This is a genomic window from Nostoc foliaceum FACHB-393 (genome assembly GCF_014698505.1).
Lineage (GTDB): Bacteria > Cyanobacteriota > Cyanobacteriia > Cyanobacteriales > Nostocaceae > Nostoc > Nostoc foliaceum_A.
Window position 1 is genome coordinate 74658 of record NZ_JACJTD010000012.1, and the last position, 26623, is coordinate 101280.

30 protein-coding genes are annotated in these 26623 nt (G+C 42.2%); 18 read left to right on the top strand and 12 right to left on the bottom strand.

Features of this window, described 5'->3' with window-relative positions:
- Nucleotides 1–58: 58 nt before the first annotated feature.
- A complete protein-coding gene (locus H6G92_RS12540; RefSeq protein ID WP_190894008.1) occupies nt 59–691 on the top strand; it encodes a hypothetical protein in 633 nt (210 codons plus the stop codon).
- A gap of 75 nt (nt 692–766) precedes the next feature.
- On the opposite strand, the gene H6G92_RS12545 is transcribed toward H6G92_RS12540, so the two are convergent.
- Nucleotides 767–1228 (bottom strand): YbhB/YbcL family Raf kinase inhibitor-like protein, encoded by a 462-nt coding sequence (locus H6G92_RS12545; RefSeq protein WP_313889962.1) that lies wholly within the window; start codon nt 1226–1228, stop codon nt 767–769.
- A gap of 381 nt (nt 1229–1609) precedes the next feature.
- On the opposite strand from H6G92_RS12545, the gene H6G92_RS12550 reads away from it, so the two are divergent.
- Complete coding sequence (locus H6G92_RS12550; RefSeq protein ID WP_190894009.1) at nt 1610–1939, top strand: KGG domain-containing protein; 330 nt, start codon at nt 1610–1612, stop codon at nt 1937–1939.
- Between the two features lie 194 nt (nt 1940–2133).
- Here the strand turns inward: H6G92_RS12550 and H6G92_RS12555 are convergent, their stop codons facing one another.
- Complete coding sequence (locus H6G92_RS12555; RefSeq protein ID WP_190894010.1) at nt 2134–2394, bottom strand: hypothetical protein; 261 nt, start codon at nt 2392–2394, stop codon at nt 2134–2136.
- 60 nt (nt 2395–2454) lie between these two features.
- Nucleotides 2455–3138 (bottom strand): iron-sulfur cluster biosynthesis transcriptional regulator SufR, encoded by a 684-nt coding sequence (gene sufR, locus H6G92_RS12560; protein WP_190894011.1) that lies wholly within the window; start codon nt 3136–3138, stop codon nt 2455–2457.
- Nucleotides 3139–3383: 245 nt separating this feature from the next.
- Between sufR and sufB the strand changes: the two genes are divergently transcribed.
- The 6 genes from sufB (at nt 3384) to H6G92_RS12585 (ending at nt 9260) form a co-directional block, all read left to right on the top strand.
- Nucleotides 3384–4823: a Fe-S cluster assembly protein SufB gene (gene sufB / locus H6G92_RS12565; protein WP_190894012.1), complete on the top strand. Its 1440-nt coding sequence runs from the start codon at nt 3384–3386 to the stop codon at nt 4821–4823.
- 106 nt (nt 4824–4929) lie between these two features.
- Nucleotides 4930–5721, top strand: coding sequence for a Fe-S cluster assembly ATPase SufC (gene sufC, locus H6G92_RS12570; RefSeq protein ID WP_190894089.1), 792 nt, complete (start codon nt 4930–4932; stop codon nt 5719–5721).
- On the top strand, nt 5721–7082 hold the full coding sequence (sufD, locus tag H6G92_RS12575) for a Fe-S cluster assembly protein SufD (RefSeq protein ID WP_190894013.1): 1362 nt from the start codon (nt 5721–5723) through the stop codon (nt 7080–7082). Before sufC ends, sufD begins: the two co-directional genes overlap by 1 nt.
- A gap of 15 nt (nt 7083–7097) precedes the next feature.
- On the top strand, nt 7098–8360 hold the full coding sequence (locus tag H6G92_RS12580) for a cysteine desulfurase (RefSeq protein WP_190894014.1): 1263 nt from the start codon (nt 7098–7100) through the stop codon (nt 8358–8360).
- A 59-nt stretch (nt 8361–8419) separates the two neighbouring features.
- Nucleotides 8420–8626, top strand: a complete 207-nt coding sequence (locus H6G92_RS39090; protein ID WP_242059107.1) for a hypothetical protein — start codon at nt 8420–8422, stop codon at nt 8624–8626.
- Nucleotide 8627: 1 nt separating this feature from the next.
- On the top strand, nt 8628–9260 hold the full coding sequence (locus H6G92_RS12585) for a Uma2 family endonuclease (protein WP_190894015.1): 633 nt from the start codon (nt 8628–8630) through the stop codon (nt 9258–9260).
- A gap of 206 nt (nt 9261–9466) precedes the next feature.
- Here the strand turns inward: H6G92_RS12585 and H6G92_RS12590 are convergent, their stop codons facing one another.
- Nucleotides 9467–10165 (bottom strand): Uma2 family endonuclease, encoded by a 699-nt coding sequence (locus tag H6G92_RS12590; protein WP_190894090.1) that lies wholly within the window; start codon nt 10163–10165, stop codon nt 9467–9469.
- 113 nt (nt 10166–10278) lie between these two features.
- Between H6G92_RS12590 and H6G92_RS12595 the strand changes: the two genes are divergently transcribed.
- Complete coding sequence (locus H6G92_RS12595; protein ID WP_190894016.1) at nt 10279–11853, top strand: CPBP family intramembrane glutamic endopeptidase; 1575 nt, start codon at nt 10279–10281, stop codon at nt 11851–11853.
- 248 nt (nt 11854–12101) lie between these two features.
- Here the strand turns inward: H6G92_RS12595 and H6G92_RS12600 are convergent, their stop codons facing one another.
- A complete protein-coding gene (locus H6G92_RS12600; RefSeq protein WP_190894017.1) occupies nt 12102–12329 on the bottom strand; it encodes a hypothetical protein in 228 nt (75 codons plus the stop codon).
- A 172-nt stretch (nt 12330–12501) separates the two neighbouring features.
- On the opposite strand from H6G92_RS12600, the gene H6G92_RS12605 reads away from it, so the two are divergent.
- The 4 genes from H6G92_RS12605 to H6G92_RS12620 all read left to right on the top strand — a co-directional run bounded on the left by H6G92_RS12605 (nt 12502) and on the right by H6G92_RS12620 (nt 16695).
- On the top strand, nt 12502–12777 hold the full coding sequence (locus H6G92_RS12605; RefSeq protein WP_190894018.1) for a TM2 domain-containing protein: 276 nt from the start codon (nt 12502–12504) through the stop codon (nt 12775–12777).
- A gap of 397 nt (nt 12778–13174) precedes the next feature.
- Nucleotides 13175–13354 carry a hypothetical protein gene (locus H6G92_RS12610; protein WP_190894019.1) on the top strand — a complete coding sequence of 60 codons (180 nt, stop codon included), beginning with the start codon at nt 13175–13177 and terminating at the stop codon, nt 13352–13354.
- 135 nt (nt 13355–13489) lie between these two features.
- Nucleotides 13490–15994 carry a heavy metal translocating P-type ATPase gene (locus tag H6G92_RS12615; RefSeq protein ID WP_190894020.1) on the top strand — a complete coding sequence of 835 codons (2505 nt, stop codon included), beginning with the start codon at nt 13490–13492 and terminating at the stop codon, nt 15992–15994.
- 203 nt (nt 15995–16197) lie between these two features.
- Nucleotides 16198–16695, top strand: a complete 498-nt coding sequence (locus H6G92_RS12620; protein WP_190894021.1) for an FHA domain-containing protein — start codon at nt 16198–16200, stop codon at nt 16693–16695.
- 71 nt (nt 16696–16766) lie between these two features.
- On the opposite strand, the gene H6G92_RS12625 is transcribed toward H6G92_RS12620, so the two are convergent.
- Nucleotides 16767–17114 carry a hypothetical protein gene (locus H6G92_RS12625; RefSeq protein ID WP_190894022.1) on the bottom strand — a complete coding sequence of 116 codons (348 nt, stop codon included), beginning with the start codon at nt 17112–17114 and terminating at the stop codon, nt 16767–16769.
- Between the two features lie 153 nt (nt 17115–17267).
- On the opposite strand from H6G92_RS12625, the gene thyD reads away from it, so the two are divergent.
- Nucleotides 17268–18188: a thylakoid membrane protein ThyD gene (thyD, locus tag H6G92_RS12630; RefSeq protein ID WP_190894023.1), complete on the top strand. Its 921-nt coding sequence runs from the start codon at nt 17268–17270 to the stop codon at nt 18186–18188.
- 116 nt (nt 18189–18304) lie between these two features.
- Here the strand turns inward: thyD and H6G92_RS12635 are convergent, their stop codons facing one another.
- From H6G92_RS12635 to H6G92_RS12645, 3 genes are all read right to left on the bottom strand, one after another.
- A complete protein-coding gene (locus H6G92_RS12635; protein WP_190894024.1) occupies nt 18305–18550 on the bottom strand; it encodes a hypothetical protein in 246 nt (81 codons plus the stop codon).
- Between the two features lie 121 nt (nt 18551–18671).
- Nucleotides 18672–19094 (bottom strand): tetratricopeptide repeat protein, encoded by a 423-nt coding sequence (locus tag H6G92_RS12640; protein WP_190894025.1) that lies wholly within the window; start codon nt 19092–19094, stop codon nt 18672–18674.
- A 153-nt stretch (nt 19095–19247) separates the two neighbouring features.
- Entirely contained in the window at nt 19248–19604 is a 357-nt protein-coding gene (locus tag H6G92_RS12645; protein ID WP_190894026.1) for an iron-sulfur cluster assembly accessory protein, read from the bottom strand.
- A gap of 328 nt (nt 19605–19932) precedes the next feature.
- On the opposite strand from H6G92_RS12645, the gene H6G92_RS12650 reads away from it, so the two are divergent.
- From H6G92_RS12650 to H6G92_RS12665, 4 genes are all read left to right on the top strand, one after another.
- The gene (locus tag H6G92_RS12650) at nt 19933–21579 is read left to right on the top strand and encodes a DUF6930 domain-containing protein (protein ID WP_190894027.1); all 1647 of its coding nucleotides are present in this window, start codon (nt 19933–19935) and stop codon (nt 21577–21579) included.
- 1727 nt (nt 21580–23306) lie between these two features.
- Complete coding sequence (locus H6G92_RS12655) at nt 23307–23483, top strand: CopG family transcriptional regulator (RefSeq protein WP_174710394.1); 177 nt, start codon at nt 23307–23309, stop codon at nt 23481–23483.
- Nucleotides 23484–23759: 276 nt separating this feature from the next.
- Nucleotides 23760–25199 carry a 9,9'-di-cis-zeta-carotene desaturase gene (gene zds, locus H6G92_RS12660; RefSeq protein WP_190894028.1) on the top strand — a complete coding sequence of 480 codons (1440 nt, stop codon included), beginning with the start codon at nt 23760–23762 and terminating at the stop codon, nt 25197–25199.
- Nucleotides 25200–25293: 94 nt separating this feature from the next.
- The gene (locus tag H6G92_RS12665; RefSeq protein WP_190894029.1) at nt 25294–25737 is read left to right on the top strand and encodes an SRPBCC family protein; all 444 of its coding nucleotides are present in this window, start codon (nt 25294–25296) and stop codon (nt 25735–25737) included.
- A 66-nt stretch (nt 25738–25803) separates the two neighbouring features.
- On the opposite strand, the gene H6G92_RS12670 is transcribed toward H6G92_RS12665, so the two are convergent.
- The 3 genes from H6G92_RS12670 to H6G92_RS12680 all read right to left on the bottom strand — a co-directional run bounded on the left by H6G92_RS12670 (nt 25804) and on the right by H6G92_RS12680 (nt 26623).
- Nucleotides 25804–26022 (bottom strand): type II toxin-antitoxin system HicB family antitoxin, encoded by a 219-nt coding sequence (locus H6G92_RS12670; protein WP_190894030.1) that lies wholly within the window; start codon nt 26020–26022, stop codon nt 25804–25806.
- Nucleotides 26015–26227: a type II toxin-antitoxin system HicA family toxin gene (locus H6G92_RS12675; RefSeq protein ID WP_190894031.1), complete on the bottom strand. Its 213-nt coding sequence runs from the start codon at nt 26225–26227 to the stop codon at nt 26015–26017. Before H6G92_RS12675 ends, H6G92_RS12670 begins: the two co-directional genes overlap by 8 nt.
- Nucleotides 26228–26386: 159 nt before the next feature.
- Nucleotides 26387–26623 carry a 2Fe-2S iron-sulfur cluster-binding protein gene (locus H6G92_RS12680; protein ID WP_190894032.1) on the bottom strand — a complete coding sequence of 79 codons (237 nt, stop codon included), beginning with the start codon at nt 26621–26623 and terminating at the stop codon, nt 26387–26389.

The following is a 26623-nucleotide window of genomic DNA, read 5'->3' on the forward strand; positions in this document are numbered from 1 at the left end:
TAAACATGAATATACCTTGAGAAAAACTTTGCTGAAACAGCACTGGAGAACATAAACTATGTCATACGTAAATCGGACAGGTAATGACGTTATTCCTACTGAGCCTGTGGTAGCAGGACGAGTAGCTGAATATCATGATCTTGTTCGCTGGGGACCTATTATTTCTGGTTTGTTGGTTTCTTTAGCCACTCAATTAATTTTAAGCGCTATAATTGGTGCTGTTGCCGCAGGCGCAGTTGAAGGTTCAGGTGCACCGAGAACAATTGCTCCTAATGCTGCGGGTAATGCAGGACTTTGGTCAACTATCGCTTTACTAATTTCTCTATTTACTGGTGGATGGGTTACAGCGCGTGCTTGTGGCCCCATGAACCGCAATACAGCTCTTCTTAATGGCGCAATTCTTTGGGCAACGACTTTGGCAGTTAGCTCGTGGCTATTTGCAAGTGGAGTATCGGGTGCTTTTGGTGTTGCTGCTTCCAACGCCGGGGAAGTAATAAATCAGGTACAACAGCAAGGTACTACCCCCAACATACCCCAAACAAACGTAACTGCTCAACAAGCTCGTGAGATTGCAGCAAATGTGCGTTCGGGATTATGGTGGTTTGTGTTTGGTTCCTTATTGGGTTTAGTAGCCGCAATGATGGGAGCCGTAGCTGGTGCTCGTAGTCCCCGGACTAATTACACTGCTTAAAGAATTGTCGGAAAAATCAAATGTTATTTATTTTAAATTAAAGCACCTCTTTTTAAGGTGCTTTTTGTTGATTATTTAAGACTGGCGTTTGTAGCGTCCAATTAATTCTGCCGTTGCCAAAATATGACTATCAATTGCTGCTAAAAGTTGGTTTTTGCTAGCCCCTGCTGATAAACCCAACTTTTTATCTATAGCATAAAGTTTGAAAAAGTAGCGATGAATGCCACTGGGTGGACATGGCCCACCGTAACCAAACTTGCCAAAATCATTTTTTCCCTGGACTCCGCCATTGGGTAGAGTTTTTACAGTCGCTATATGTTCTGGTAATTGGTGAACTGTCGCTGGAATGTCGTAAACAACCCAATGAACAAATGTCCGTCCGGGTGCGTCAGGGTCATCAACAATTAATACTATGCTTTCTGTTTCTATGGGAACTTCATCCCAGACGATGGGTGGGGAAATATCTTCACCGTCACAGGTGTATTTAGCAGGAATTAAATCATTAGCCTCAAAGGCACTGCTTTCCAATTTCATCATTTTCACCTACCTATTTTTTGGATTGACCACTACTAGTCTGTCAAGTTTAAATTGATGGGTCAGCCAGTTTGTAGTAAGGATTTTAGTCGCTTACTACAAAATATCAAAACTAGCTAGCCAAGTACTACTACGCGGGCTTTAATTCATATATTCATTCTCCATAATGCATGAATTTCTCCTTTTTTATATAGCAAAGGGTAACTTTAGTTGTATATCCAAAGTTAAGCATTAGCCGTTAATATTTCTTTCTAAAGAGCCATGAATAGAGAAGATTTGGTAGCTAAATTTGAAAAGTCAATGAATTGATGAAATCGAAAACTGATATCGGTTTGGACTTGCTGAAAAAGCCAAAAACTCTAGTTAGTTACAAGGAGTACTGTCATGGCAGACACAAGCAAACGTGGTTTTGCTTCTATGGATGATGACAAGCAGCGCGAAATAGCAAGCAAGGGCGGACAAGCAGCCCATGAGAAGGGTACTGCCCACGAGTTTACATCGGAAGAAGCTCGTGAGGCTGGCCACAAAGGTGGTGAAACTGTGAGTCAGGATAGAGAACACATGGCTGAAATCGGTCGTGAGGGTGGCAAGAGTTCCCACAGTGGCGGTCGGAAACAAGATAGCGATGATGCCGACAGCGAAGAAAAGGGTACCCAAGGAGGCACACCAGAACAACATTCTAAGACTGGGCGGCAGAGTCACAAAAATAAATAAATAGACTCATCGTCTGGCATTTAAAAGGTTCTCGCTTTAATATTGGGGTTTAGGCAAAATTGCCAACCAAAATTGCCAACATATTTTATCTGTTAATATCCCGCTTCTAAACAACAGAAATGTTTTTTAGAAGCGGGATATTTTACATGGCTATTTTTTTTAATTCAATGCAATGCAAACTTTACTACCACAAATTACCATTTCAGATATGAACCTTCAATTCCCTCTTCACGCCGGATTTTACCATCTTTTTCAAACCAAGCAATTACTTGTTGTGCTGTCAAATCTTCAATAGCAACATCATACTCTTGGGCGATATGCTTCAAAAGCTTAAGTGATGAAATTGTTAATCTTGTTAAAAACTTTTCTGGAGAAGACAACAAAGCGGCGTCTACTTTTGATGACTCTTCCAGGGTTAAAAATTGTGCTGATGGTTGTTGTGGTGGTAAGTCCATAAACGCTATCTAAAATTGATTTGGGCATTGGGCATTAGTTATTAAAAAAGGGATAAATGACTAATGACGAGCTTGTACTAAATAGCCACAACGATGTTGACCATCAATAATCCAGTGGGTGCGTTCTACGGTACAATCTGGTAATACGGCTGCAAACATTTCTAATTCGTGACCACAGATGCTGGGGAAAGACTCGGCAACGTTAGAAATGGCACAGTTATGCTCCATTAAGATGAAGCGATCGCACTCAAAGGAGTCATTCACATCAACAGGGTGACACTCCGCCATGAAGCCTTCAGCTTTTCTCAATTCTACTAAGTTGGCTACACGTTCTCGCAGTGAACCTTTACCTACGCGATCGCGATATTCTTGGGCTTTGCGCTGCCACTGTTTCTCTAAAATCGATTTAAATTGATCGTGTCCTACCGTCTCGGCTAAGGTATCTAGCAACGAAACCGCAAAATTTCCGTGGCCATCACCAAAGCGATCGCTCATTGTTCGGTGCAAGCGATCGCGTCCCTGACGACTCAGTTGATAAAGGTGCTGCGGCCGCCCCATCCCCGCTACTTGCACTGATGTAGAATACAAAACTAGCTCCTCCGTCTCCAAATCTTTGAGATGGCGACGAATCGCTTGGGGGGTAACATCTAAAACTTCAGCTAGCTCTAAAGCCGTTGCTTTTTCGTGTTTATGCAGATACTCAAGGATATCTTGCTTGGTTGAGGACTGGTGGGTAGTCGCCATCTTCATTTGGTGCGAGACGTTCAGCGAACGTCCCAAAAATTAATTTCTTTGAAAATTTGACTTTGACAACATTGTTGTTGTTAATTTAGCGTAAAATGAAGATACATTAAACAACAAAGCTGTTGTTTTACTCTCCACCACTATTCTAGCAGCCGTATAACCATTCCGTAACTGGAGATGAGAATCGGTTAGCCACTGCCCGCCTCCTATCCTAAAAGAGTTCCGAACACGAGAGATTATTACTGATGAGTGCCACTGTCAAAACCTTAGTCAACCAACCCTACAAGTACGGCTTTGTCACCGATATTGAAGCCGACACTATTCCGCGTGGACTAGACGAGGACGTTGTTCGCTTGATCTCCTCTAAAAAGAACGAGCCGCAGTTTATGCTGGACTTTCGCCTCAGAGCTTATCGCCAGTGGCAAAAAATGACGGAACCAACTTGGCCGAATGTCAAGTATCCGCCAATTAATTATCAGGATATCATTTACTACTCAGCGCCAAAACGCAAAAAAGAAAAACTAAATAGCTTGGATGAAGTTGATCCAACCCTTTTAGAAACCTTCGAGAAATTAGGCATTTCCCTATCTGAACAGAAGCGACTGGCAAACGTCGCTGTCGATGCGATTTTCGATAGCGTCTCTGTCGCTACTACATTTAAAGAAAAGCTAGCGGAAGATGGGGTTATTTTCTGCTCAATTTCCGAAGCGTTACAAGAACACCCAGAACTGATCAAAAAATATCTGGGTAGCGTCGTTCCCATAGCTGATAATTATTTTGCCGCCTTAAACGCCGCCGTATTTAGCGATGGTTCCTTTGTCTACATTCCTAAAGGCGTGAAATGCCCAATGGAATTGTCTACCTACTTCCGCATCAACTCTGGTGACACGGGACAATTTGAGCGGACTTTGATTGTCGCCGAAGAAGGTAGTTATGTTTCTTACCTCGAAGGTTGCACCGCACCGATGTATGACAGCAACCAGCTGCACGCCGCTGTTGTGGAACTTGTCGCCCTCGACAACGCCGAAATTAAATACTCCACCGTCCAAAATTGGTACGCTGGAGATGCCAACGGTAAAGGCGGTATTTACAACTTTGTCACCAAGCGCGGTTTGTGTCAGGGCGTAAATTCTAAGATTTCCTGGACTCAAGTAGAAACAGGTTCGGCAATTACTTGGAAATATCCCAGCTGTGTTTTGGTGGGTGATAACTCTGTGGGTGAGTTTTACTCGGTGGCGCTGACAAATAATATGCAGCAAGCCGATACGGGTACAAAGATGATTCACGTAGGTAAGAATACCCGCAGCACAATTATTTCTAAAGGAATCTCCGCAGGTAATTCTAGTAACAGCTATCGGGGTTTAGTGAAAGTTAACCCGACGGCTAAAGGAGCGAGAAATTATTCCCAGTGCGACTCGATGCTGATTGGGGATAATGCTCATGCCAACACTTTCCCTTATATCCAGGTGCAAAATAATACTGCGAAGGTGGAGCATGAAGCTTCTACTTCTAAGATTGGGGAAGATCAGTTATTTTACTTTGCTCAACGGGGTATTTCAGCAGAAGATGCCATTTCGATGATGGTTAGCGGCTTCTGTAAGGATGTTTTCAATCAGCTACCGATGGAGTTTGCTGTGGAAGCTGATAAGTTGTTGAGTTTGAAGTTGGAAGGCAGTGTTGGATAAGTGGAAGGAAGGATAAACACAGTGACATCGGTGTTCTGTGTTTATCTTTTGGAAGAATGACGAACCGCCAAGACGCCAAGAGCGCAGAGAAAGAGAAGGAGAGAAGATGATTATTGAAAATAGTGAAATTGTGCTGTCAGTACGGAATCTGACGGCTAATGTTGATGGAACACCGATTCTTAAAGGTGTGAATCTTGATGTGCGATCGGGTGAAATCCATGCGATTATGGGGCCGAATGGTTCTGGTAAGAGTACCTTTTCTAAGGTGCTGGCTGGACATCCGGCGTATGAGGTAACTGGCGGTGAAGTGATTTTCCAGGGGCAAAATCTTTTGGAGTTGGAGCCGGAGGAACGCGCAAGAAGTGGTGTGTTTTTGGCGTTTCAGTATCCGTTAGAAATTCCGGGTGTGAGCAATTTGGATTTCTTGCGAGTGGCGTACAATTCCCGTCGCAAGGCGCAAGGTTTAGAGGAAATAGACGCCTTTGATTTTGACGATTTGATTGAGGAAAAGCTGGATGTGGTGAAGATGAATCCCAGTTTTCTCAGTCGGAGTTTGAATGAAGGGTTTTCTGGTGGTGAAAAGAAGCGGAATGAAATTCTGCAAATGGCGCTGCTAGAACCAAAGTTGGGAATTTTGGATGAAACAGATTCAGGTTTGGATATTGACGCACTGCGAATTGTGGCGAATGGGGTAAATCAACTGGCAAGTCCAGAAAATTCTACAATTTTGATTACTCACTATCAACGATTACTCGATTATATTGTGCCTGATTTTGTGCATGTGATGGCACACGGGCAGATTATTACGAGTGGTGGTAAAGAACTGGCGCTGGAATTAGAGTCTCGCGGTTATGACTGGGTGCTAGAAGAGTTTGCAGCTGCTGGGGTAGGTGTGTAATGAGTATTCAAGTATCTCCCAGTCCAATACCTAATTCAAATACAGTCCGTTTGATATCGATGTTAGATAGAGATGATTATCTGACGGGATTGTTAAATCAAGTAACGGCAACAAAAACAGAAGGGTGGTTACAGGAATTACGCCAAAGTGCTGCTAATTGGGTACGCCACTCGACTATCCCGACTACCCGCGAGGAAGAATGGCGATTTACTGATTTGTCGTCTCTGCGAAAGGTGCAATTTAACATAGAGACGGTAAATCATGTGTCTTTGCAATTTGATATTTTACCAGAGGCGGCTAATAGTCGTTTGGTATTTGTTAATGGCGTTTTTGCACCGGAGTTATCCGCAGTTTCAGATTTGCCATCTGGAATTGTGGTAAATAATTTGGCTGGTTTGTCTGTGGTTGAGCAGCAAGCTGTACAGCAGTATTTAGCTCAAGCTGAGGGAGCGCAAGAAGTTTTTACTGCTCTCAATACGGCTGGGATAACTGATGCAGCTGTGGTGTGGGTGAAGAAGAATGTGGTAGTTGAAGCGCCAATTCATTTGGTGTTTATTTCGTTTGCGGGGGAGACGGCGACAATTTCGCAGCCGCGTTGTTTAGTGGTGGCTGAAAGTGGTTCGCAGGTGACGTTAGTTGAAGAGTATGCGAACCGTAGAAGCGCAGAGGAAGGAGTTTACCTTACCAATGCGGTTACGGAAATTTGGGTTGGTGACAATGCCCAAGTTAGTCACACTAGAGTTGAGTGGGAAGGTGCAGAGGCTTTTCATATTGGGAAAACTGCGATCGCACAGGCTCGTGATAGTCGATATACTTGTCATGCCATAACTTTAGGTGCAAAGTTGTCGCGGCACAATTTGGAAATTTTGCAAACTGGCGAGCAAACCCAAACTACTCTCAATGGTTTGACGATAATTTCTGGTAAACAGTTGGCTGATACTCACAGTGCGATCGCACTCAACTATCCTCACGGTACAAGCGAGCAATTGCATAAATGTATTGTAGGCGATCGCGCTCATGCGGTATTCAATGGTAAAGTTTTTGTACCCAAACCAGCGCAGTTAACAAATGCATCCCAGTTGAACCGCAATTTGCTGTTATCCTCTAAAGCCAGAGTTGATACCAAACCCCAATTGGAAATTACGGCGGATAATGTCAAATGCGCTCACGGTGCTACTGTTAGCCAATTAGAAGATGACGAAATATTTTATCTGCAAAGTCGGGGAATTGATGAAAACGATGCTCGGAAGTTGTTAATTAACGCCTTCGCTGCTGAAGTTATCAACAAAATACCAGTTCCCTCTCTGCGAGAAATCCTTTTAAACACAGTGAATAATCTCAAGTCCCTGACTAATGAGTAATAACGTAATCTACCAATGACTTTTACTCCTACCAAAACCCTTGCTGATAAAGTTCGCGCTGACTTCCCGATATTGCATCAGGAAGTTAACGAGAAACCCTTGGTTTATCTCGATAATGCTGCGACATCGCAAAAGCCTTTATTCGTATTAAATACCCTGCGGGATTATTACGAGCAATATAATGCTAACGTGCATCGAGGTGCCCATACCCTGAGTGCTAAAGCTACTGATGCTTATGAAGGTGCTAGAGATAAAGTTGCCAAATTCATCAATGCTGCATCGCGTCAGGAAATTGTCTACACCCGCAACGCAAGTGAGGCGATTAACCTAGTAGCCTACAGTTGGGGAATGAACAATTTGCAGCCGGGAGATGAAATTATTCTCTCGGTGATGGAACACCACAGTAATATTGTGCCTTGGCAATTGGTAGCACAAAAAACGGGTGCAGTGCTGAAATTTGTAGAATTAACACCAGAAGAAACTTTTGATTTAGAACAGTTTAAAAAGCTGATTTCTGACAAAACAAAGTTGGTGTCAGTGGTGCATATTTCTAATACGTTGGGTTGCATTAACCCAGTGGCAGAAATTGGTGCGATCACTCACAAATATGGTGCTAAATTCTTAGTTGATGCTTGCCAAAGTGTTCCTCACTATCCCATTGATGTGCAGCAGATAGATTGTGACTGGTTGGTAGCATCTGGTCATAAAATGTGTGCGCCGACTGGGATAGGATTTCTGTATGGCAAGTTAGAATTATTAGAATCAATGCCACCATTTTTTGGTGGTGGTGAGATGATTGCAGAGGTGTATTTAGACCATTCCACATACGCAGAATTACCGCATAAATTTGAAGCTGGTACACCTGCAATTGGAGAAGCGATCGCACTTGGTGCTGCGATCGATTATCTTAGCAGTATCGGCATGGATAAAATCCACGCCTACGAAGCAGAATTAACAGCTTATTTGTTCCAACAATTAGAGCAAATTCCCCAAATTAGAATTTACGGTCCCAAACCAAATGCTAAAGGTGAAGGGAGAGCCGCTCTTGCGTCATTCACAGCCGGGGAAGTCCATGCCAACGACTTATCTACATTATTAGATCAAGAAGGCGTTGCTATCCGTTCTGGACACCACTGCACACAACCATTACACCGTTACTTAGGTCTTGCTGCAACCGCACGAGCAAGTCTCTCTTTCTACAACACCCGTGAGGAAATTGATATTTTTATCAAAGCACTGAAAGAAACTCTCGACTTTTTTGCAGGTTTCCTTGCTTAAAGTTACAAAATATTCAGATACTAATTGTGCCAAATATCAGCAACATATCTTGCTAATAGTTGGCACAATTTAATTATCTGGAGTTTAATGAACGCGAGGGCGATAACATTCAGAAAATTTGTAGTATTTTCACTACTGGTACTAACTGGAAGTTTCTCAAGCTCATTAGGCAAGTGCTTGAAATTGATTTGGGCGAGTATTATATTAATGACATAGGTAAAATCATCGAGATTTTATCTAACATCCTGATGGAAAAAGGATTGTAATATGCTTGTTAAGTCAAACCTTGCAGAACAAAGAACAGTCTTAGACAACGTTAGCTGGGAAACTTTTGAAGCCTTACTGAGAGATACAGGTGAGGATAGAGGCTCTAGGTTTGCTTACGACTGCGGTGTTTTAGAAATCATGACTCCACTTTTTGAACACGAAAATCCTAAAATTCAGTTTGACCGATTGATATTCGCCTTAGCAGTGGAATTAAAAACTAAAATTAGAAGTGCTGGTTCTACAACATTAAAACGTAAACCAATAGCAAAGGGAATAGAACCCGATAGTTGCTATTATATTCAAAATGAGCCACTAATTAGAGGTAAACAAGAATTAGATTTAACAACAGATCCAGCACCAGATTTAGCAGTTGAAATTGATATTACTAGCAGCTCTGTTAATAAATTTAATATTTATGCAGCTTTAGGTGTCGGAGAATTGTGGAGATATAACGGTGAAATTTTGAAATTTTATCAACTAGTAGCAAGCGAATATATTGAAATTAAGTCTAGTATCGCTTTTCCTCTAATTTATGTTAGTGAAATGAATAGATTTATCCAGCAAAGTAAAACTATGGATGAAATTGATTTGGTTCAATCCTTCCGTGCTTGGGTGCAGGGGAAGATAGGGTAAAGTGTACCTAATTAAATAACTTTAAAAATATAGTGTTTTTTAGAACATTATAATTTAGATAGATAATGCGTGTATTTTAAGAAAAATTAAGTGCCATTGGTAAAAGTAATTGCTAAGATCCTACTTCTCAAATATAAGATTAACGAAGCACGCTTGTATTCGCCAAACACAACCTAAATCCAACTGTAATCGCCCCATATTTACGCTCAACTCAAAGAATCTGGATCTATCCCCAACCTTAGCAATTCTTGTGCCAACCTTTGAGCGCGTTCTTCAGCAGTGGTAGCGCGTTGTTCGGCAGCGATCGCACGTTCTTCTGGTGTTAAATATCTGACTCCTTGTTTGTCATACCAATATAACCAATCCCGCGTAATTCCCTGATAGGTTCCCCGTTCATAACCAATTGCTAAACCTATCTCTGATAACCAAACTAAATTTCCTGGTTGCAATACATATTCACCATTTACAAAGCGATAAACTTCTAAAGGTGGTTTTCTCCGGCGTTGAGGATTGTAGACAACATAATACAAAATCTCCATCTCAGCATAAAGTTTCTTTTTGCTGGTGTATTCTCCACGCCGTCTGTGAGAAACAACTTCTAATGCCATAATCGGCATCACCTTTTCTTCCCACAATACATAACTTAAACGCAAGTTCTCATCAAAAACTCGCTCGACTCCTAAACTTAAAAACCCATCAGGCACAATCGGCGGTAATTCTGGATCGTAATATATCCCCATATCAACGCCAAAAAACCAATCCATTCGGTTTGCCCACAGCCAAGCTAAGATGGCTTCCAGCAATCCAGGAATCAAATGTTGTAGTTGATTATCCACAGGTTCATCGTCAGAATCGGGCAGATCCTCGGCGGAGGGTAAGCAGTGCAATGGGTTGTAATTTAACATGGTGGCTGCAAACGCAAACTTATAATATTGATGATATCTATCCACCTCTGACTTTTTCTTGCGATAATTCCCAAGGGGGACGCGCTCTCCATTGGCTACTAAAAGAGGGATAGATGACACTCAAGCGATTAGTTTTAATTTTTATACTGACGCCGATAGCAGTTCTGTTGGCAGTTTCGGCTTTATTCAGTAGTTGGCAAGAACCTCAGTTCCAAAGTCGCCTAGAACTATACCAAACTAATATTGCTCTACAAGCCCAAGCTTGGCAATCGGAAGATAGCAGCGATCGCAATCTCCAGGCGGTTCAGGAAGCAATACTTGGTGAGCAACCCCTGGAAAGCGCCACGAAGCAGTATCAAGAGGCGCGTCAATCAGTTGCAGCTAATTTAGACAAAGTTAACAACAAACTTGCACAATTACGTTCTCAACCTGAAATAACTCCCATACCTCCGAAACCTTTACCGGATGTTCCCCCCACTACTAAAACTTCTAAACAGGGACAGCAACAGTTACAGCAGTCTCTCAAGCAATTACAAAAATTACTGGCTGAATTAGACTTGCGGCTGGGAATTTTACAAGCACAGCAAGGACAGACGGATACGGCTCTCAAAACTTGGAGCGAATTACAACAACGCTCAGATATTAATCCAGAGTTTGGAGAAACCGCAGCTGTATTGAGTGGACTGTGGAGCAATCCTCCTCGTCTGCTCCAAAATTCTCAAGAACGAATTCAAAAGAATTTAGAAGGTTGGTTTCGCTCTACTGCTTTGGTTCAGCTATACCAACTCCAGCAACGACAAGATGCTTTATCAGCAGTTAAAGCTGCACAACAAGAATCTGCTGCTCAAGCAGTGTTGAAATTAGCGGTTATTGGCACTATTCCTACATTGGCAGCTTTAAGTGGTCTAATATTGCTGATTTTCTTATTTGCTCAACGCTTGTTGAAAGGAAAAGCCTCGTTACTAGCTCAAAATGCTGATATCCCTTGGTCAACACCTTGGGATGGTGAAACGATTTTGCAGGTTTTTGTCGTTGGCTTTTTCTTCATGGGGCAAATTTTTGTCCCTTTAGCCCTATCCTTACTCCCTATCCCGCGTCCCGTCTCTGATGTGCGACTTCAGGCTTTTTCTGTTTTAGTTAGTTACTTATTGGTAGCATCGGGTGCGCTGTTAGTGTTGTATTTTTCTCTTAAGCGCTTTTTCCCACTACCGGAATTTTGGTTTCGCTTCCGTTTTCAAGATAAGTGGTTTTTATGGGGACTGGGAGGCTATTGTGCGGCTTTACCCATAGTTGTGGTGGTATCTTTAATTAATCAACAGCTATGGCAAGGACAGGGTGGTAGTAACCCCCTGTTGCAACTAGCCCTGGAAAGTCAAGATGGTATAGCACTTGGAATATTTTTCTCTACAGCAGCGATCGCAGCTCCATTTTTTGAAGAAATTCTGTTTCGCGGCTTTTTGTTACCCTCTCTAACTCGTTACTTACCCGTGTGGGGATCGATTCTGATCAGTAGTTTGTTGTTTGCGATCGCTCACCTCAGCTTGTCAGAAATTCTTCCCCTCACCGCATTGGGGATCGTTTTAGGGGTAGTTTACACGCGATCGCGAAACCTCCTCGCTCCTATGCTTCTCCATAGCCTCTGGAATAGTGGTACACTATTAAGCTTATTTGTTTTAGGTAGCAATTAGCACAAATATATTACTGTTGCTTAAAATGAAAATATTTGCTTTTATCTCCATAAGTAGGGACAATTTACGAATTACGAATTACGAATTACGAATTACGAATTATTTTAATTGTCCTCCCGAACCATTTTAGCTGTCATGAATTGGATTACAATTCCGTTTTGCGCTCATGGAAGATGCCTCTTGCACTTCTAGATTCCCATTAGCCACACAGTTGGTCTCGTCATTGGTGCGATGGCGTTTCACGCCCACTAAAAGCGATATCTACGACGGGCTACGCCTACGCAAAAAATCCGGAAATAATACTGATGAACTTGTAAAAAGTGGTGTAGCAGTTTTTGCCGATTATTGAGGCTAATTTTTCTCAAGTTAAATAAATGTCTTACCTGAAAATCTGCAAAACTGCCGTACCAAGGTTTGCGATCATCAAATCCACCAAAAGTTATCAAGGAGCGCCAGATTTTCAGGCTATTCCGCAAGAAACTTTAGCGTTCCCTCTGGTATAGAAGCACGCTGATTTTGATTATTTGTCTTGGGATTTACTTGTACCGAAAAAATTAAAAATCTATTTATTAAGCAAATACATTTACTCGCTTTCATTACAATAAAGACTTTATTTTTATATCTCACTTATTAAGGAGCAGTACTCATATGGCAAATCTCAACCCTAGTCACCCTACCAAACAACTTCTAGCTGGTTACTGTGGCATTATCCTTGGAGCATTTGGGGTTCATAAGTTTATTCTAGGATACGCTCCAGAAGGCTTTATCATGTTGCTGATTTCTGTAGTCGTGGGTTCTTTCACCTACGGCGTTGCCTTGTTAATTATGCTACTTGTAGGTTTAATTGAAGGCATGATCTATTTGAATAAGTCTCCTGAAGAATTTGTAAATACCTACTTTGTGAATAAGCAGGGCTGGTTTTAAAAACTTATATTTCACACTTGGGTTCCTCTGTGAAGTTATATATCTTGCGTATACCTTAAAGAATGTGTCATTAATTACTTTTGTAAATCTATGTACATAATACTTAATTGCTTATTTATTTGCTGAATTAGCTAAAATTTGACAATTTATTACTATCAGAGATATGAGGAACCCATGTTTAAAAACATGGGATTGTAGCAAGATACAAAACGCGGAGGCGGAGACACTCCGCGCTTTGTATCTTGCCGCACTTTCCACTCGATCCAATTCTTTTTTTGACTGCACAATAACCCAGAACTAAATTTTTCTTCCTTCTTCCTTCTGCCTTTCTTTGTAACAATTAATTAAAGGTGTTGTGTATTTTTTAAAGTATATAAAAATTCTGAATCCTACTACTATGCTAACCATCAAACGTAAACAGCTGATCTGGATATTCTTCTTGCTGTTGGGCTTTGGCTATTTCAGTGCCATGTCTAATTTGGAAATTCACAATTTTTGGAAAAGCCTGATTGTCCTTATGCCAATACAGGTGCTAGCTGTTATCTATGTGACTTATCTACGCTGGAGCCGTCATTAACCGTCAGCGAGATCCGATAAATTAAGAAATTTAATAGGGTTGACATACAGTCGTAGTTCCATATTTCGCCTACGCTCAAATTAGAGACGCTTTTAGTCAGGCGTTGAATTTCTGTAGCGAATCTAAACACTTGCCATGCAACTCGTCCCAAAAACTAAGCTAGCCCCAGAACTTGACCCAATCCTAGAGAAAATTATTCTCGATGTTGGGGGTATGAAGTGTGCTGGGTGTGTGAACGCAGTAGAGCGACAGCTAACCCAACATCCAGGAGTCAAAAGTGCCTGTGTGAACTTGGCCACAGAGGTAGCTGTTGTAGAGTCAGAAACTGGTGCGGTAGATGCAGATGAACTAGCACAGCGATTAACAGCCGTTGGATTCCCGACTCAACCCCGAAAAGCTAGTGGTACAGTAGCTGGCGAGATATCTACTTTACTAGACCCAGCAGAACGACAACGCCGAGAAATGCGCTCTTCTGTATGGCAGTTGGCGATCGCTGCGGTGTTGCTGGTATTGTCGGGAAGTGGGCATTTTGGTAATCTTGGTAGCTCAGTGCTACCAATACTGAATAACATCTGGTTTCACTGTGGACTGGCGACAGTGGCATTATTAATTCCCGGTCGCCCGATTTTAGTAGATGGCTGGCTAGGCTGGCGGCGAAATGCGCCTAACATGAACACCCTGGTGGGATTGGGAACGTTGACAGCATACATTGCCAGTTTAGTAGCGCTGCTCTTTCCCCAAATGGGTTGGGAATGCTTCTTTGACGAACCAGTAATGATGCTGGGCTTTATTCTCTTAGGAAGGACATTAGAGAAACAAGCTAGAGGTCGCGCCGCTGCTGCATTTAGGAAATTGCTAGCACTTCAGCCACAGGTAGCGCGATTGATTGCTAACCCAGAGAAAGGAGGAATAGGATCTTCTAGCGTAGAGATTCCTGCTGAACAGGTGCGTGTTGGTGAATGGTTACAAGTGCTGCCAGGTGATAAAATCCCCGTTGATGGTCAAGTGGTGGTTGGACAAACAACGGTAGATGAATCCATGTTGACTGGGGAAGCCGTGCCAGTGATCAAGCAACCAGGCGATCCGGTGACAGGAGGGACGCTAAACCAGTCAGGAGCGATCGCTATTCAGGCAACCCGGACTGGAAGTGATACAACTCTAGCTCAAATCGTTGCTTTAGTAGAAGCCGCCCAAACTCGGAGAGCACCAGTACAGAAATTAGCAGATACAGTAGCTGGTTACTTTACCTACGGTGTGCTCACAGCATCAGTATTAACATTTATCTTTTGGTACTTTTTCGGTACTCACATCTGGACTGATGTCACCATGTCTGGTGGCATGGAAATGATGAGCCACGCTACACATGAAGCCCACCACTCCCTACTCCCTAGTACAGACGCGATGAATCGCGTCTCTCCCCATTCCCCTTTATTAATTAGTTTAAAACTAGCGATCGCAGTTATGGTAGTCGCCTGTCCCTGTGCTTTAGGACTTGCCACACCAACGGCCATTCTTGTTGGGACTGCTATGGGCGCAGAACGGGGTCTGTTAATCAAAGGCGGCGACGTTTTAGAAAGAGTACACCAATTAGACACTGTAGTTTTTGATAAAACTGGCACTCTGACTACGGGTAATCCCATCGTCACAGATTGTCTGTTAATTTCGGAAATGGACATTGGGAATCCCTACACCCTCATCCAACTAGCAGCAGCCGTAGAAAGCGGTACTCATCACCCCCTAGCAAAAGCGATTCAGCAAGAAGCACAGGGGCAACAGTTATCTATTCCAGAGGCTGTGGACTTTCACACGGAACCAGGACTAGGGGTATCTGCTGTGGTAGAGGGCAAAGTTGTACTGTTGGGTAACTGGGACTGGTTGAGTTGGCACGGTATTGCGATTAACGAAACTGCACAACAGGTAGCACAGGATTTGGCAACAGATGGTAAAACAGTCGTTTGCGTAGCAGTTGGGGGGACTTTCGCCGGGTTAATTGCAGTTTCTGATACCCTGAGACCAGATGCCCAATCCACCGTAGACAAATTGCGTCAGATGGGCTTACGGGTAATGCTGCTCAGTGGCGATCGCAAAGAAGCAGCTAGCGCCATAGCCAAACAACTAGGATTAGACAGTGCTGATGTCATAGCGGGTGTTCCCCCAGCTAAAAAAGCGGCTGCAATACAGTCTCTCCAGTTAGAAGGGACAAGGAGACAAGGGGGACAAGGAGACAAGGGGACAAAGAAAACTTCTAACTCCTCACTCTTGACTCAGCACTCAGTAATTGCAATGGTAGGAGATGGAATCAACGATGCTCCAGCTTTATCCCAAGCAGATGTAGGAATTGCTTTACACTCCGGGACAGATGTGGCAATGGAAACTGCTGAAATTGTCCTAATGCGCGATCGCTTAAACGATGTCGTTGAATCTATTCAGCTTAGTCGCGCCACTTTCAACAAAATCCGCCAAAATTTATTTTGGGCTTTTGCATATAATACAGTTGGAATTCCTTTAGCCGCAGGTGTTTTGTTCCCTAGTCTAGGTTTTGTCCTTAACCCATCTGGTGCTGCTGCATTAATGGCTTTTAGCTCTGTTAGCGTTGTCACAAACTCAATATTATTACGGCGATTAGCTCATCACCCGTAAAATACTCTTTTTCACGTAAAATTTCCAAGCACAAATCTTGGTTGTTCCCATATAAAGGTTTTACACAGTCCACAAAGCCTCTTGAGATACTTACCAAAGCTATCATAGCTACTGGAGTAGAACGAACAAGTTCTACTCTTTCAAGGTATTATGCAATTTTAAAGCTTATTTAGATCAGCACCACAGACTTATGGTGCGCGAAAATGGCAAGATACGATACTAAACAAATCTTGATTAATCACAGTTCCAGCGATTTGTCAATGGCAGCAGAAACTAATGAAAACCATCTACTGATTATTGAAGACGATCAAGGTCGCAAAGAATTTTCTCTGGAGCACCCCGTCTACTCTATCGGTAGAGACCGCGAGTGTAATATCCGTTTGATGTCGCAGTTTGTCTCCCGCCGCCATGCCACATTAGTGAGATTGCCACGAGAGCATAATAGTCATAGCTACTATTATCGGATTGTAGATGGCGATGCCAAAGGGAAGCCTAGTTCCAACGGTTTGATGATTAATGGACGCAAAATACCAAATCACGATCTAAAAAATGAAGACGAGATCGTTTTTGGCCCTCAAGTGCGTGCCATTTATTACCTTTTAAGAAATACTCAGCGTTTGGGACAAACGGATTCGAGTGAGTACGATATTACACTAATAAACCCCGGTATGGCCGAGGATTTAGAGGATGTGGGAGAGTGAATTATAACTACCAATAACAGTCTAAGCTCCCACGGATTGAAACCGTGGGAGTATCAATTAAATCACCAAAGCTATCCCGCAAGACTTTCAATCAAATGCCAATGGCGGCTACTTTCAATAGCCTGCTTGATGAATTCAAACATTTGTCGGCAGTAATTATCTAGTTGGAGTGGTAGTTCTTCATTTTTAATCACAATACTCATTCGGGTTTCTGTTTCAGTAGATTTTGATTTATCAAACAGTACTTCTACTGTGATCAATTTGGGAAAAGGAACATTGCCGGGAATCTCACGAGCGATAATATAATCGCCCGTGTGGTATTGAATATCCAACTGACAGTCTTGTAGAAGTTCTACAAGTAACGGCTGGAGATGGTCACTAGGAACAGAAACAATAAATGAACAGGTATAGCGAGCCATAATAGCCCCACGCCTTGCAACACTCCGTCCATCCTATAATACCGAAGCATCTAAACGGAAAGTGATTAAATTTTGAGATCAGGCATTATCAAGATATACAGTCATGAAAGTTTGATCAAAAACTTTACAATAAAGGTTTGGCTGAGGTAGAAAATGAAAGTCGCAATTACTGGAGCAACAGGATTTGTCGGTAGTCATTTGGTACAACAACTCCACGGGGAAGGTCATAGAATAGTAGTATTAACTCGGAATACCGCCTTTGCTCAAAAGGTTTTTCCATCTGAGGCTTTCCCCAATCTAGAAATTCTTGCTTATACACCAGATGCATCTGGTTCTTGGCAAAGTGTCATCGCTAGTTGTGATGGCGTAGTTAATTTGGCAGGAGAACCCATTGGCGAAGGACGCTGGACACCAGAACGCAAACAAGAAATCCTCAATAGCCGGAAGCTAGGTACACAAAAAATAGTTGAAGCAATAGCCAATGCTAACCCCAAACCATCTGTGTTAATTAACGCTTCGGCTATCGGCTACTACGGCACTAGTGAAACGGCAACCTTTGATGAAACAAGTCTATCTGGTAACGATTTTCTCGCCCAAGTCTGCCAAGCCTGGGAAGCAGAGGCGAGAAAGGTAAAAGATGCTGGTGTAAGGCTGGTAATTCTGCGTTTTGGGATTGTTCTGGGCAATGGCGGTGCTTTGGGTAAAATGATTCCGCCTTTCAAACTCTTTGCTGGTGGCCCAATTGGCAGTGGCCGCCAATGGTTCTCATGGATTCATATAGACGATTTAGTTAACCTGATTCTGCAAGCTTTAACTAAACCGGAAATAGAAGGTGTATATAATGCCACTGCCCCTAACCCAGTCAGGATGGCAGATTTAAGCCAAACTTTGGGACAAGTGATGAATCGCCCTTCTTGGTTGCCTGTTCCTGCTTTTGCGATCGAAGCTCTTTTAGGAGACGGGGCTATAGTCGTTTTAGAAGGTCAGCAAGTCTTTCCCAAGCGCACCGCGGAAACAGGCTTTGAGTACAAATATCCTAATTTGCAATCAGCACTAACACAAATTCTTACATAGGTCAAAAGTCAACATTTCAAAGAGACTAAGGAGCAGAGAGCCGGGAAGAAGAATTTTCCCCTCTTCCCCCTGCACTCTGCCCCTCTGAGTCTTGTGCCCAATGCCCAATCCCTTAACTATTGACTAGATAGAAATTTTCTTGAAACCCAACTGATAATACCGCTGAGAATCGCACCGCCCATGAGGATGCCAATCGCTGGATTAAACACGGGTTGCCAGAGTTGATGCCACAAATCCAAACCCAGATTTACTCCTACAGAATCACCGATCGCAGCGATCGCTAACCAGACAAAGCCAAACAAAACTAAAAAAACATCTGCGACTAAAATCGTGTTTAGCCAATTTAACAATTTATCTTTCATTTATCCTTTGATCTAATTGCCCAAAATTTTACGACTGGTAACTAAGTGATGGGTAAGTTAGAAGTGAGGATTTGCCAACTTGAATTTTACTCCTAACTCCTCACTCCCAATTCCTAACTTCTCACTCCTCCAACAGCCAATTTTTGACTTTGATCAAACTCTGCCAATCTGGTTTTCTACTTAAACCGTCTTCAATACTGCTTTTTATTTCATCGCGCCATTCTGGGTTGACATAAACTAACTGTTGTGCTATATCAATATGTTCTCGTAAACCTTTTTGACCTGTTTCCAGCATTGCTAAGGCGAGATTGACTCTAGCCTGTGGGTCTTGTGGATTTAACTTGACTGCCTTCTGTGCAGCTTTGTAAGCCAAGTTGGGTTTGTTATCGAGTAGATACAACCACGCCAAACAGATCCAAGCAGCACTCGTTTTAGGAGCGCGATCGCACACTTCTTTAAACACAGGGATTAAAGAATCTACTGCTTCTCCTGCTTTATAGCGTTCCAGACCTGTATCAAACAGGGATTCAACTGTTTGAGTCATAGTAAATTTGTCAATAATCATTAGTTAATAGTCATTAGTCATGATTCAATAGTCATAGACCAATAGTCAAGAGTCAAAAAACCTTGACTCTTGATTTTTGAGAGCGAGTTGACTCAATGGTAAAAACCCTCGCACGTGACTGGCTCCTTTTGACTAAACCCCAAATGACTTGCCGCAACCGCAAGTTTGGTTGGCATTAGGGTTAGTGAATTGAAAGCCACCACCAATCATGGCATCGCTGTAATCTAGCATTAAGCCGTAGAGATATAACAAACTCTTGCGATCGCTGACAATCTTGAAGCCATCATAGTCAAAAACTTCATCCTGCGGGGTGATCTTGCTAGTGTCTTCAAAGTCCATCATGTAAGACATCCCAGAACAGCCACCCTGACGGACTCCTACCCGTAAGCAGAAATCTGTGCCTTGCTTGTCCCGGAGGGATTTTACCTGGTGCAATGCGGCTTCGCTCAACAGAATTCCGCGTTGTTGAGGCTGAATTGCTTGTGTCATCTGCTTTTTCAACTCCTTAATTAATCTAAGCTTTACCCTGTATCGGCTTGTTAATGCCTTTGGGTTATCCTTGGTGTTTTTGTATTCATTCTAGCGGCTTAAATGTCGCTAGATGCCAAATTGTAAACACTCCGTTAAAAGCAGCCAAAGGTTTTTATTCTAGAATTGAGAGACTCAGTGTGTTTATAGATTCGGTATTTTTGGAGTTCAAGCCTGGCAGCAGTCTGAGAAGCAACTATTTTTTCAGGTGCAGCCATAAAAACCTAATCTGAGGCTAGCTATCCCCCAAAGTTTACTTCCAAATTGCTTCTTTTGATTAACTTACTCTATGACAAGTTTTAATCGCTCTACCAGTCGTCGCTTGAAGAAATTAACTCAAATTCCTTCTGTATGGGAGGGCGATCGCCGTCCGTTGTCATCACCAAACCAGCACTCAGACTCAGAGGAAAAGGGAGAATGCATTCTTTGGGTAGATTACTCCCAAGGTGTAGTTCGAGGAATGGATGTGGTAGCTTCAGATATCGGCCCAGAAGCAATAGTTCGGACTTTAATGCGAGCAATGGAGCATCCCCACAGTCCGGCAAGACCTGCCAGACCCCAAAGAATTGTAGTCAAAGATCGTGAGATCCAATTTTACCTGCGGGGGGTGCTGCAAGATTTAGATATTGCCATTGACTACGCACCAGAACTGCCTTTGATTGACGAACTATTTCGGGGGTTCGCTGACATCCTCGATAGTCAAACCCCCGACTTACCCCCACAGTATGCACAAATCTTGCGAGAGAAAGCATTTGCAATTTGGCAAGCAGCACCTTGGGAATTTTTGGAAGAACAGCAAATTTTGTCAATCGAGATTAATAAGTGGGATGTTGGCACACTCTACGCTTCAGTTATGGGAATGCTGGGAATGGAGTATGGGATTTTGTTTTATCGCTCAGAAGAGTCTTTAAAACGGTTTCGTGCCGCAGTTTTAAGAGATGAACAATCAACGGAGCATCTAGAAGAAGCGTTCCTCAAGCAAGATTGCCTGTTTCTCACCTTTGAGAGTGCTGACGAAGCCGATGAAGATGAGGATGAGGATGAAGAAAGTGATTTGGCGGATCTGCCATTATCAGAAATTGACCCCACGTTCGGTAATATCCACCCCTTAGAAGGACTACGGTCTGTTTTGTATGACGAAGAAGCACTGGTAATCTTCGTTGCGATCGAAAGCCTAAGCCGCTTTATTCGCGATCACCGTCGCCAGCTTCATGAGGACATCTTCCCTACCCTCAGCCGTCGCTATCGCGTTTCTCTACCACAGCCGGAAGAATCAACTAAATCTGTGGCTGTGACAGTCTCTACGATGCCGCAGTTAGCAGCAGAATTAGAGGAAATGGCAGGCTTTGGTGTCGATAACGAGGAGATTGACAACCTTGGCTCACCGAATTTCCAATCATTGCAAGATGACTTGATACCGGAAGATTCCTTCCTCAGCTTAGGTGTAGTGTCCTGGGAAATGTTGGAGTACCTTCGTAAAGGGGTCAGCTACCATAAGGCTGGTGAAATCAAACAAGTGGGTGATGGTTTGCCGGTGATTTTAATTCAAACTTCCCGGCCCAAGGCTAAGACTGTAATTGAAAGAATTGAAGCAGCAGGTGGACTGAGAGCAATTTGCTTTAATCCAGGTGCCGACCCCTTCGATGGCGATCGCTACGACCTGGGTTTATTACAAACTCAAAATGGTGAATTGTTCCTATTCGGTGAATTTTTAGATGAAGATCCTATTCATGTAGAAGCCCGAAAAAAATGGAATCAACGGTGTAAAAATACTAAGGGCTACTGTGGCTTAATCATTGCCAAAGGACTAACAGGAGCTTCCCGTGGCAATCCTCAGTTACGAGATATGATGGCTTTGTTTGAAGCGCGATCGCTTTCACCTAAAGATTTAGGTCTTGGCACTCTCCAACTGATGCCCCAACTTAAATTGGAATAGTTGCACTAATCGCCGTAATCCTAAATGTCAGGTTACGGCTATGATAAATTAAGTCGATGTGTATTTGATTCACAATATTGAGCAAACTCAGTGCTGAAGAGCAAGTGGTGTTACTGAGTGTTCAATAAATTGAAAAATATTTCGTACTATTGTACTTAGTATATATCCTGCACGGCAATACGGTCTTTTAACCGGAGCTTTCGGAGTCTCCGAATACCCTCAGAACTCAGCACTTTTCATCCTTATTCATCCGCGTCTCTCTCAGAGCGCTGGATTTTGTCATGTATATGTCAACTCTAATAGTCAACCAGTGATTAGAAGTTAACTTCACCCAAATTTCATGAAGTATCTATATTCTCATAGTTTTCCAGTAATTTAATTTAAACATTTGCCAGTATAAAGAATTACAAAGTAATAAAAAATTATTTACGAAGTCCGGTTTAATCAAACCTAAGCGACGCACTTCAATATCAGAATCTTTTTTTAACAAGTTTTTGACCTTAGGATCTTGTTATATATCAATATCATTAAGCAAAAGCTCAGGTAATAAATTTTTCTTTGTAATTTTTTTATAAAGTATGAAAATGAACTTATTTATAGTCTAAATAAAGTTTATTTAAAGCCCAAAAATCATGGATATAATGAATACACTCCCAAAAATTTTGAAGTATCTAATTATTTTTACGGTACATTTAACAATAAATAATGGTTGTATTTCAAAATCTTTTTGGCAGTAATTTTTCTCTTACTTTAGATATAAAAAAGAGGTCTGATGTGGAATTTTTAGCCCAGTAATCAGCGAAAAATTATTTGTATAATCTTCTGATAGATGAATACGAACCATGCGAAAAATATTGTTGAGCTTAAGATAAACTATATCGCTAGAGGGAAGATAAAACACATCTAAAATTTCATCGTATTTTTACGAGAAGTTAGTCTAAAAGCATGAAATAAAACTAAAATATTATTATTGGCAACAGCCAACTAACACCATATCTATTATGGGATCATCATCTATGTAAAATTACAGATAATATTGTTAAAATTCACCAAACAATTGGGCTATTTACACCCAGCAAACTGAGTCTTGCGGCCTTTTTTATGGCTACTATATTGGCACAGAAAAACAATCAGCTTGATCGAGAGAAGCCAAAAATCATAAACGTTCAAGCAGATATCAACTTCTTAGTTACAGTAATGGGTACAGATGGGTGTTTGTTCTAGAGCGATCGCTTATTTGCTTGCTTTTAAGTGATTATTCACAATCTATACACACCACTTTAAACCACCTCTAAGCCAGCATTTCAGCATGATAATGATTCTACAGCTTTATTTTCTGGTGTTGTATCAGATGTTCTCTCCAAGTGGTTTTGGCGAACTTGGTTAAGAGAGAAGGTCAAATGCTTTCAATGGAGAATAACTTTGTAAATCATCATTGAGTCAACAGTAGGTGTCTCAAATTCATTTATCAAATTTCATTGCCAGGCTTTACTGATGCTGTTAGTAGGGTTATTATCCTCAAAAGCAAGTATGTGCTCTTTCTACTGTCACAATAGTCACAAATAAAGTGTAGTTTTTTGATTTCTTTAGAAAATGATGAATACTTTGACAAAACGAACATTTTTAATATTAATGGTATTACTTGTTTCCTGAGACAAACTCTGATAATCTTATCGTTTTCCTCTTTACTTAGACCCTTTCGAACATCTGAATATACAGCAAATAGCATGATAATGACAAATAAAAAATGGGCTGTGAAACGTATAACTGTCAATCTCGCAACACAGGAAGCGGAAAAACTAGAAAAATATTGTCAACAAACAGGTAGACCCGCAACCGATGTGATTCGTGAACTGATTAGAAGTTTGCCTGTCTCTGACGACGGCAAAGATGTAAACAAGTAAGAAGTTACTTTTACGACTTATCCAGATCACTGCTTTGCCACCAAAAAAATAGCTATGATACTTTTTTGAGTCCGCCGCTATGGACAAGAGTTTGTCTAGCTGATACAGACGCGTTCTTCTCGCGTCTGGTCAATTACCGGGACTAAAAGGAGTGATCAAAGAGGTTTTAGTATCGACATTGCCATGCCTTGATACACTAATGGAGTTGATATTAAGTAGCAAATTCCGACACCAACCCAGTTACAATCTGTAAAGAAACTGAAAAGGAACGACGGAATGCGCGTTGCAATCGTAGGTGCGGGACTAGCTGGGCTAGCAACCGCAGTGGATCTAGCAGATGCTGGTTGTGAAGTAGAGATTTTTGAGTCTCGTCCATTTGTCGGTGGTAAAGTTGGCAGTTGGGTTGATGGAGATGGCAACCATTTAGAAATGGGATTGCATGTATTTTTCGGCTGCTATTACCAACTGTTTGACTTGATGAAGAAAGTGGGGGTGTTAGAAAACTTACGCCTCAAGGAACATACCCACACTTTTATTAACAAAGGAGGGCACACTGGTGCTCTGGATTTTCGCTTCCTTACAGGTGCGCCTTTCAATGGCTTAAAGGCATTTTTCACGACTTCTCAACTATCGTTACAGGATAAACTGCAAAATGCGATCGCTTTGGGTACTAGTCCCATAGTTCGCGGATTGGTAGACTTTAACGGGGCGATGAAAACCATCCGCAACTTAGATAAAGTTAGCTTTGCCGATTGGTTTCGCAGTCATGGTGGGAGTAATGGCAGCATCAAGCGCCTGTGGAACCCCATTGCTTACGCATTGGGATTTATTGATTGCGAAAATATGTCTGCTCGTTGTATGTTAACGATATTCCAGTTATTTGCTGTCAGAACTGAAGCTTCAGTTTTGCGAATGCTGGAAGGTTCTCCATCGGAGTATTTACACAAGCCCATTCTGGAATACTTAGAAGTTAGAGGAACCAAAGTTTACACCCGTCGGCAAGTGCGGGAAATTCAGTTTACTGAGTTAGAGGAACAAACCCGCGTCACTGGTATAGTAGTTGCCCAAGGTGATACAGTAGAAACTATCACTGCTGATGCTTACGTTTTTGCCTGTGATGTTCCAGGAATCCAACGCATCCTACCGCAGGAGTGGCGTAAGTGGTCGGAATTTGACAATATTTACAAACTGGATGCAGTACCAGTGGCTACAGTGCAGTTACGCTTCGATGGTTGGGTAACGGAACTGAACGATGGAGAGCAACGTAAACAGCTAAATCACGCGGCTGGAATCGATAATTTACTTTACACAGCCGATGCTGACTTTTCTTGTTTTGCCGATTTGGCCTTGACTAGTCCTGCTGATTATTATCGCCCAGGACAGGGTTCATTGTTACAGCTAGTGCTGACACCGGGAGATCCGTTTATAGCACAAAGTAATGAAGCGATCGCACAGCATGTCCTCAAGCAAGTCCATGAACTGTTTCCCTCGTCGCGGGAGTTAAATATGACTTGGTACAGTGTGGTAAAACTTGCTCAGTCTCTCTACCGAGAAGCGCCAGGGATGGATGCCTATCGTCCTAACCAAAAAACCCCAGTAGATAATTTCTTCCTTGCAGGGAGTTATACTCAGCAAGACTACATCGACAGCATGGAAGGTGCTACTATTTCTGGACGGCGGGCGGCAAAAGTGATTTTAGAGAGTTTGAAGAATTGATTTAGACACGCAGTGACTTGCCGCAGACTACCGCAAAGGACGCGTAGACACGAAGTGGCTTCTCGAAAAGTAGGACGCGAAGGAAAAAGAGAGAATGTCAGATTGGTTAGAGCATACTGTGCAGGTAGAAGTAGAAGCTCCCATAGATTTAGTATGGAGCCTTTGGGCTGATTTAGAGCAAATGCCCCGGTGGATGAAATGGATTGATTCGGTGAAAATTCCGCCAGATAATCCAGATATATCTCTTTGGAAATTAAAGACGGGCAGTCTAGAATTTAATTGGAAATCACGAATTCTTAAAGTTGTTCCCAACCAAATTATCCAATGGGAATCTGTTGATGGTTTGCCGAATCAGGGAGCAATTCGCTTTTACGATCGCCACGGTAGTAGTGTTGTCAAAATGACCATTTCCTACGCCATCCCCGGCATGATTGGCAAAATTATGGATAACTTATTTTTGGGGCGGATAGTTGAATCAACGATTCAAGCTGATTTAGAAAGGTTTAAAGAATATGCGCTGAATGTTAAAGCTAATTGATATAGATACAAAATAACCTGCGATCGCGCAAATTGTTCAGCATTAGTTACCACATACTCAATTGCGTTAACGCACTCTACTTACTGTTGGTTCTGGAAGTGGATCACCTACAGCTTCGTAAGCAATAATTAGAGACTCTAAAGCTTCAATTCCATTTACCACAGCCAACTCGTAAGTATCTCCATGAGTCCGCCAGCGTTGTCCTGGAAAATCAGGGAATCCTACTAAGAAGCAACCATCTTCATCAGACCATTGAATAATCATTTGGTACTTAAGCTTACTCATCTTTTTCTTTCCCTTCTACTTCCTCAATTGCCTGTTTCACTTCCTTCTCTTGGTAGTGTTTAGCATCTGCTCCGTCTTTGCCTGAAATCGTGATTTTTCCACTATAGAGGGGATGCACCCAGTTAGTATGACTTCCTTTTCCAGGGACTTCTGTAAAACCCACTTGGGAAAGCATTTGCTTCAGTTCCCGGATTTTCTTTGGCATTAATTTTCTTAAAAAATGCGATCGCCACAGGCCACAGTAAGAAACAATGGTTCAAATATTCGTTGCTGTCGATCCAAAAAAATCTAATCATTAATTAGATTTTTATTTATGCATTGACTTGTTTTACTATACTAGTCCTTGTCAATAACAGGGCTGACATTACCAAGTTGGGTCACTAAACAAATTAATCGTTAATTCCTCGCGTGGCGGTACTGCGGTGATACAAGCGCGGATGATCTCTCCATCCTCTAATTCGACGGTGCAAGCGTGACAAGACCCCATAAGACAACCAGTGGGAATAAATACCCCAGCCCGGTCTGCTACATCTAAGAGGGCTTCTCCCACTTCGGCATCTACTATGACATCATCTGGTAAAAAACGGACACGAACAACCAT